The organism is Paenibacillus sp. UASWS1643 (genome assembly GCF_008693195.1).
In the GTDB taxonomy this organism is placed as follows: domain Bacteria; phylum Bacillota; class Bacilli; order Paenibacillales; family Paenibacillaceae; genus Paenibacillus; species Paenibacillus amylolyticus_B.
The window spans coordinates 1-1571 of record NZ_VXKZ01000068.1 but is presented as its reverse complement, the minus strand read 5'-3'; the positions used below and the strand labels follow the sequence as shown (position 1 = coordinate 1571).

The window sequence follows — 1571 nt, the reverse complement described above, 5'->3', positions numbered from 1 at the left end:
GCTGATTCAGATACATTTTCATCATAAGTTTGAATTTCCGTCTTTATAACGTGACCTTGTACCGATCCGGTCCGAAAATGACCTCTACATCCCTATTGAATATATGACACCCTTTTAAACGAATATTGGTTGAAACCAATTCCATGCCTGGTTAAAACCAGGCACAGGAAAAAAGCGTTCCTGGTAATCCAGGAACGCCCTTGCTTCAAAATTTTATCTTCAGTTTTAACCAAGTACTTTATTTCTCTTCCGATCCGGAAAACTTCGGAACTGACTGATTTATTTTTTGAATTAACTGACTCACTCGGCCCTGGGATACACCAAGCAGATCCGCCCATTTCTTTTGTGAAGCAGCGGGGTACTCTGCCATGATCTTAACAAGCCTCAGCGCTGTATCCTTACTGCGGGGCTGCTTCTTTTCAACAATAGGCTCTGTTGTGACTGCTTCGTTTATACAAGAACTGCAAATGAAATAATCTTTAAAGTAGGCAAGTCCCTCCGTAGAGGAACAAAACGTACACTCAGCTGTTCTATATTTCCTTAAAGTCAGACGTTCATCAGAATCATCAACAAAATATTCAAGCGGATCGCCAAGCTTGATTCCCAGGGTACGCCGTAATTCAATAGGCAGTACAATACGGCCAAGCGCATCCAACTTGCGTACCATCCCCGTATTTTTAGATCTATTCATCCTACTTCTTCTCCCATTTTTTTCCTCATTGTATCATATGTACTATTAACTTTCAGATCATTACAATGTTGATATGGAACATGCGTTCTCTTATAATAGAGTAATCAAATAGCTCCGGAGGTGCTACGATGCTTTCAGATCTTGAGCGCAAGATCCATCGAATATTGTACAACTACTCTCACGCCCGTAGAAGAATGCCATCGATGCACGAATTGACAGTTAAAACAGGCAAGTCTAAGGGCGAGATCCAGAAGTGTCTAATCCGTCTGGAGGATCAGCTCTTTATTTCTTGGGACGACAAAAGACAAGTCGAGTCTATTAAAATACTACAAGGCTGGGAAATCGTTGAATCCAAAGCTGGTCCCATCGAGTCGATCAATAATATCGACTATTGGACACAACATTAAAAGCCAGCTTCGGAAAGCTGGCTTGGGGATCCAAACTCATTTTATTGTTTTCCTGGCATAATGAACACTGATATCGCTTCATCAATATTCGGTTTCTGCTTCTTTTTTTCAATTGGCCATAATTTAAACGTCCGGGTATCGAGCCAAGAACGATCAGCTGCAGGAGCTTTCCTGGGATCCAAATAGCTTTAAAAGCCGAACATTAGATTTCCCACTCCCCGTCTTAATTAAACTTCATATAGACTTTGGTTGTGATGCTTATAATTATATTTCATCTTTCTAATATTACCTGCCATGTAATTAGCCATAACGTTTACATTATGATGTAATTTAAATAGGGTACTGAATACAGGATCGGCCAAACCCGGTAAATGATCTGTAGCTTCCAACCAATACGCGTTGATAGCACCGGATGGATTTCGATTAAATCCCCTCATAACTCTATGATTTCCATCAAGTATAATTATTGAGTT

Annotated in this window: 3 protein-coding genes; 1 reads left to right on the top strand and 2 read right to left on the bottom strand. The window is 40.3% G+C overall.

Annotation, left to right across the window (positions count from 1 at the left end):
- Window positions 1-238: 238 nt before the first annotated feature.
- Window positions 239-691, bottom strand: a complete 453-nt coding sequence (locus FE296_RS00340; RefSeq protein WP_150363978.1) for an AbrB/MazE/SpoVT family DNA-binding domain-containing protein — start codon at window positions 689-691, stop codon at window positions 239-241.
- Window positions 692-819: 128 nt separating this feature from the next.
- Here FE296_RS00340 and FE296_RS00335 point away from each other — a divergent pair, with 128 nt between their 5' ends.
- The gene (locus tag FE296_RS00335) at window positions 820-1098 is read left to right on the top strand and encodes a hypothetical protein (RefSeq protein WP_150363977.1); all 279 of its coding nucleotides are present in this window, start codon (window positions 820-822) and stop codon (window positions 1096-1098) included.
- Between the two features lie 227 nt (window positions 1099-1325).
- Here FE296_RS00335 and FE296_RS33150 read toward each other — a convergent pair.
- Window positions 1326-1571, bottom strand: a 246-nt coding sequence (locus FE296_RS33150; RefSeq protein ID WP_223868725.1) for a hypothetical protein, incomplete at its 5' end; no start/stop codon positions are given.

Excerpts from the sequence above, each read along its gene's own strand:
- FE296_RS00340 (WP_150363978.1), bottom strand. The coding sequence starts at position 691 with ATGAATAGATCTAAAAATACGGGGATGGTACGCAAGTTGGATGCGCTT.
- FE296_RS00335 (WP_150363977.1), top strand. The coding sequence starts at position 820 with ATGCTTTCAGATCTTGAGCGCAAGATCCATCGAATATTGTACAACTAC.